6 protein-coding genes are annotated in these 4983 nt (G+C 69.5%); 4 read left to right on the top strand and 2 right to left on the bottom strand.

Annotated features, from left to right (window positions below):
- Positions 1 to 673 precede the first annotated feature (673 nt).
- Positions 674 to 1375 carry a type 1 glutamine amidotransferase domain-containing protein gene (locus tag G6019_RS03465; RefSeq protein ID WP_182612207.1) on the top strand — a complete coding sequence of 234 codons (702 nt, stop codon included), beginning with the start codon at positions 674 to 676 and terminating at the stop codon, positions 1373 to 1375.
- A 4-nt stretch (positions 1376 to 1379) separates the two neighbouring features.
- Positions 1380 to 2231 carry an alpha/beta fold hydrolase gene (locus G6019_RS03460; RefSeq protein ID WP_182612208.1) on the top strand — a complete coding sequence of 284 codons (852 nt, stop codon included), beginning with the start codon at positions 1380 to 1382 and terminating at the stop codon, positions 2229 to 2231.
- Between the two features lie 50 nt (positions 2232 to 2281).
- On the opposite strand, the gene G6019_RS03455 is transcribed toward G6019_RS03460, so the two are convergent.
- Entirely contained in the window at positions 2282 to 3265 is a 984-nt protein-coding gene (locus tag G6019_RS03455; protein ID WP_182612209.1) for a bile acid:sodium symporter family protein, read from the bottom strand.
- Positions 3266 to 3371: 106 nt separating this feature from the next.
- On the opposite strand from G6019_RS03455, the gene G6019_RS03450 reads away from it, so the two are divergent.
- Positions 3372 to 3755 carry a YidH family protein gene (locus G6019_RS03450; RefSeq protein WP_107757854.1) on the top strand — a complete coding sequence of 128 codons (384 nt, stop codon included), beginning with the start codon at positions 3372 to 3374 and terminating at the stop codon, positions 3753 to 3755.
- Positions 3752 to 4120: a DUF202 domain-containing protein gene (locus G6019_RS03445; protein WP_182612210.1), complete on the top strand. Its 369-nt coding sequence runs from the start codon at positions 3752 to 3754 to the stop codon at positions 4118 to 4120. The genes G6019_RS03450 and G6019_RS03445 overlap by 4 nt, the downstream gene beginning before the upstream one ends.
- 61 nt (positions 4121 to 4181) lie before the next feature.
- On the opposite strand, the gene G6019_RS03440 is transcribed toward G6019_RS03445, so the two are convergent.
- Positions 4182 to 4760, bottom strand: a complete 579-nt coding sequence (locus G6019_RS03440; protein ID WP_107757852.1) for a hemerythrin domain-containing protein — start codon at positions 4758 to 4760, stop codon at positions 4182 to 4184.
- Between the last annotated feature and the right edge of the window lie 223 nt (positions 4761 to 4983).

Here is a 4983-nt window from a genome sequence, read left to right as displayed (position 1 = left end):
CTGCTGCGGGCGCCGCCGCGGGTGCCGCGCCCGGCGCCGGAGGTGCGGCAGTGGAACTGATTGGCGCTGTGGAGCTCCGCGTGGTCGGTGCGGTGGACGTCGCGGCAGGAGTGGTTCGTCGTGCGGAAGTGGGGTCCGGGAGTGGGCGGGCCGAAGTGGTCAGCCCGGCCTGAGCGGCCGGAGCCTCGGACGAGACCGCCCGTATGTCGGTCCCTGCACCTTCTGCCGAGAGGATCGCGGCCACCGCTCCTCCGGTGACCCCCGCCAGTGCGAGACCGGCCAGTATGACCGCGGCGATGCCCGGACGGCGCGCCGCCCGCGCAATGTCGTTGTGCATGCCCGCCCTTGTCGTCGCGTCCGAAGTGTGCCGCCGGAAGCCTCGGCTTCCGGCGTGGGTGCTGCTGTGCTGATGCGGCGAGAACATTAAGGTGGCGTCCCCGGGTGGACAATTGCTTCGTCGACTAAGCATGACGGACCACGCGCGACACGTTGACCTGCTGATACATCGTCAACATCGGTCCGGCATCGTCGGCCCAGGTAGTGGGCCCGACACGACCGGTGAGGTGCGAAGAGTCGACAAGATGTGAATTCCCACATCATGGGCTACGCGTGACGCAGTTCACCGCCGCAGTGTTCAGTTGCGGTTCAGCCCGACCTCCGTAGGGTCGCGCCCATGACCAGCGTTCTCATGATCCTGTCCGCCGCCGACCACTGGACCCTCAAGGACGGATCCGCGCACCCCACCGGATTCTGGGCCGAGGAGTTCGTGACCCCCTACGAGGTGTTCACGGGAGCCGGTTGGGACGTCACGGTGGCCACTCCCGGTGGGCGCGCCCCGACGGTTGATCAGGCGAGCCTCGACGAGGGGGCAGGCGACCCGGAGACCCTCGAGAAGGTCAAGGCCTCACTCGACCGTCTCGAGCCGGTTCTCACCACACCCGTCGATCTCGCCTCCGTGGCCCACGAGGACTTCGACCTGGTCTTCTACCCCGGTGGACACGGCCCGCTCGAGGATCTGGCCGTGGACAGCGTGTCCGGCACCATTCTCTCCGAACGCGTCAGCGCCGGGTCACCCCTGGCCCTGCTCTGCCACGCCCCGGCGGCGCTGCTCGCGGCGTCCGAGGACCCGGCGTCCTCACCGTTCGCCGGATACCGGGTCACCGGTTTCTCCAACGTCGAGGAGGAGCAGGTCGGCCTGGCCGCCAACGCGCCCTGGCTCCTGGAGGACAAGCTGGTGGAGCTGGGTGCCGACTACTCCAAGGCTCCCGAGCCGTGGGGTTCGTATGTCGTGGTGGACCGGAACCTCTACACCGGGCAGAACCCGCAGTCGTCCGCCGAACTGGCTGAGCGGCTCATCGCGGACCTCGCCGGCTGAGCCGATGGATCACGTCGTCGACCAGCACGCGATCATCGACGGCCACCGCGTCGCCCACGGCGTCCACGGGGCCGGGGAGCCCGTGGTGCTGGTGCACGGCACCCCGTCGTCGTCGTACATCTGGCGGAACGTCGTGCCCCGGCTCGTCGACGCCGGGTACCGCGCCCACGTTTTCGACCTGCTGGGCTACGGCCTGTCCGAGAGGCCGCGCGACCCGGCCGTGGACACGTCGATCACCGGGCAGGTCGCCGTCCTCGAGGGACTTCTCGACCTGTGGGGGTTGGAGACGTTCCACCTGGTCGCGCACGATATCGGCGGCGGCGTCGCCCAACGGTTCGGGGTCCGCTCGGCCGAGCGCCTGCGCACGCTGACGCTGATCGACGTCGTGAGCTTCGACTCCTATCCCTCCGAGCGCACCCGGCAACAGATGGCCGACGGGCTGGAGGTGCTGGCGAAGAAGCCCGACGACGAGCACCGCGAGCATTTTCGGGAGTGGTTGCTGTCCACCCACAGCGACCCCTCGGGGTTCGACCCGGAGGCCCTTCGGATCTACGTGGACATCATCAGCGGTCCGATCGGTCAACCGAGTCTGTTCCAGCACCAGGTGGCGCACTACGACCCCGTCCACACCATGGAGATCAGCGACCGGTTGGACACGCTGGGCCGGGTCCCGGTCCAACTGATCTGGGGTGCGGACGACAGCTGGCAGGTCATCGACCACGCCCACCGGCTGCAGCAGGCGATCCCGGGCAGCGCGCTGCACGTGATCGAGCAGTGCGGCCACTTCGCCCCGGAGGAACGCCCCGCCGAGGTGGCGGCCGCGCTCCGGGAGTTCCTCGACGCGCACCGGGGTTGACCGCTCTCACGGCGGGCTGGGGTGCTCACGCCCTGGCCCCGGACGGGTTGTCACGCCGCGGGCGCGTCGGTTCCCTCCGCCCGTCCGTAGTGACCCGCCAACCAGGCACACACGATGAGCTGGATCTGGTGGAACAGCATCAGGGGGAGTACCAGGAGCCCGACGGGTTGGCCGACGAACAGCACAGCGGCCATGGGAAGCCCGGTGGCCAGTGACTTCTTGGACCCGCAGAACTGCACGACCCTCTTGTCCCGGTCGGCGAACCCGAGCGCGCGGGAGATCAGTTCGGTCAGCCCCAGCACCACCGCGAGCAGGACGCAGCACGCGGCGATCAGCCACGTCAGCTGGGCCGGTCCGACCCTCGACCAGATGTCGTCGGCGACTCCCTCGGAGAACGCCGCGTAGACGATCAGGACGATCACCGACTTGTCGAACAGCGCCAGCCGCCTGATCCTGGAGATGACCGGCAGGACCCAGCGTCGCAGCAGCTGGCCCAGCACGAACGGCAGCAGCAGCTGCAGGGCGATTTTCCCGACCGAGTCCCACGTGATCACCACCGCTCCGTCCCTGGTCATGAGGGCGAAGACCAACAGGGGAGTGAGGACCACGCCGAGGAGGTTGGACACCGACGCCGAGACCACGGCCGCGCTGACGTGGCCGCGGGCGATCGCGACGAACGTGATCGAGGACTGCACGGTCGACGGCACGAGCGTGAGGAAGAGGAACCCGGCGGCCAGCGGCTCGCCGAGCGCCGGCGTGAGGGCCCAGCTGCCCAGCAGGCCGAGTGCCGGGAACAGCAGGAACGTCGCGGCGAGCACCACGGAGTGCAGCCGCCAGTGCCTGAGGCCGGCCAGGAGTTCGCGGGGTTCCAGCCGTGCGCCGTAGAGGAAGAACAACACGGCGATCCCGATGGTCGTGATCCAACCGAGCGCTGTGGCGGCCCCGCCGGTGGCCGGCAACAGCGCCGCCACCACGACGGCGGCCAGGATCGCCAGGATGAACGGCTCGATCCGGAGGCGTCGCAGGAATCTCATCGGCCCATCTCACCACTCCGCGGCACAGGAGGTCTGGGCGAGGCCCCGGGACGGGTGAGGTCCCGGCAGGCGCGGGACCCCCGGTGCCGCCCGATAGGCTCGGAGCATGACAGACACCGCCCGCCAGGGATGGCGGCCCAGGTCGCTACGCGACGGAGAGGAGCCGGATCCGCGGTTCACGCTCGCCAACGAGCGGACCTTCCTGGCGTGGATCCGCACGAGCCTCGGCCTGATGGCGGGAGCCGTGGCGATGGAGGCCTTCGCCGGGGACGAGATCCCGGAGATCATCCGCACTCCGCTGGCCTGTGTCCTGCTGGTGATGGCGGCCCTGTTGGCCACCGTGTCGTTCCGACGGTGGATCCGGATCGAGGCCTCGATGCGCCACAACAAACCGCTGCCCGTCCCGCAGGCGTCGATCCTCCTGGTGCTGGGTATCGCGATCGGTGCGATCCTGCTGGTCCTCGCGATCCTCGGCGGTACCATCGCATGAGCGTTCCGCGGCGGCGGATCGGTGTGCGCCCAGAGGCCGTGCCGCCCGATGTCGGCCTGCAGGCCGAGCGCACCAGTCTGTCGTGGGCTCGGACCTGGGCCGTGGTGACCGTCAACATCATCCTCGTGGCCAAGCTGATCGCGCAGACCGCGTGGATCTGGGCGGCCGTCTTCGCCACCCTCTTGGTGGTCCCGCTTCTCGCGCTGCTCAGGGTGCAGCGGCACCACGAGCAACGGGTGGGGCGGTTCGTCCGGGCGGGCGAGGTCCAGCAGACCCAGGCCCGCTACAACATCGGGCTTGTGGTGATGGTGCTGGTGATGGCCGGGTGCGGCCTTGCCGCCGTCCTGGTGCGGGTACTGTCGTAGCAGGAGCACACGGCCCGGGGGACATCCGCACCCGCACCTGGCCCGGGACGATCGGCGCCGATCAGGTGTTCTTGAGTCGACCGCTCAGGGCGTCGCGGAGCCGGTCCACCATGCCGACACCGGGCCCGAGCGTCATGTGGAACAGCTCGGAGTGCGGCGACCCGGGGTGCGGCCGGGTGGGGGCGATGGTCTTGGCCGCCTCGACCTTGCGGCCCAGGTCGAGCAGATCCTCGGCGGAGACGGCCGCCCGCAGCTTGGGGAACTGGTCGGTCTCCTCGTCGTCGGCGTGGTGGTCGAGAAGCTCCTTGAACCGCTTGACCAGGGCCATGAACTCGGCGCTCTCGGCATCCACGCCCTCGAGTTCCTTCATCACCTCTTCGATCTCCTGGTGCTCCTCCTTGTCGTGCTCGACCTCCTCGGTGCCGTCCGGGACCTCGCGCTCGTAGACGGGGTAGACGAACAGCTCCTCGGCCACCGAGTGCCGGGTCACCTCGGCGATCACGGAGTCGGCCAGCGAACGGCGCTCCTTGGGGTCGGTGGTCTCCTCGATCATCTCGATCAGCCCGATCATCTCGCGATGGTCGGCGGTGAGGATGTCGACGACGTCCTTGTTGGACTCTGTCGTGGACTTCTGGGCCATGGCGAGCTCCTTCACGGTGTGGGTCGGATGGACCTCTGACCGTAGGCAGCGTGCGGGAAGCGGGCCACCGGTCGGGCCGGGACGCGGGCCCCCACCCGGGCCTCCACGCGGGCCCCACACCGGTCTCCCCGCGCTGTCCTACCGGGTGGTGGCGCTCTCCGATTCACACATGCCCTGCAGGGCGCACGATCCGCAGCCGCCGGTCACGCCGCAGTCGGCGGCG

Source organism: Dietzia sp. DQ12-76 (assembly GCF_014145045.1).
Lineage (GTDB): Bacteria > Actinomycetota > Actinomycetes > Mycobacteriales > Mycobacteriaceae > Dietzia.
The sequence above is the reverse complement of the archived record's forward strand: the minus strand, read 5'-3'. Positions and strand labels throughout refer to the sequence as shown.

Coding starts and splice junctions, on each gene's coding strand:
- G6019_RS03465 (WP_182612207.1), top strand. CDS start 674: ATGACCAGCGTTCTCATGATCCTGTCCGCCGCCGACCACTGGACCCTC.
- G6019_RS03460 (WP_182612208.1), top strand. CDS start 1,380: ATGGATCACGTCGTCGACCAGCACGCGATCATCGACGGCCACCGCGTC.
- G6019_RS03455 (WP_182612209.1), bottom strand. CDS start 3,265: ATGAGATTCCTGCGACGCCTCCGGATCGAGCCGTTCATCCTGGCGATC.
- G6019_RS03450 (WP_107757854.1), top strand. CDS start 3,372: ATGACAGACACCGCCCGCCAGGGATGGCGGCCCAGGTCGCTACGCGAC.
- G6019_RS03445 (WP_182612210.1), top strand. CDS start 3,752: ATGAGCGTTCCGCGGCGGCGGATCGGTGTGCGCCCAGAGGCCGTGCCG.
- G6019_RS03440 (WP_107757852.1), bottom strand. CDS start 4,760: ATGGCCCAGAAGTCCACGACAGAGTCCAACAAGGACGTCGTCGACATC.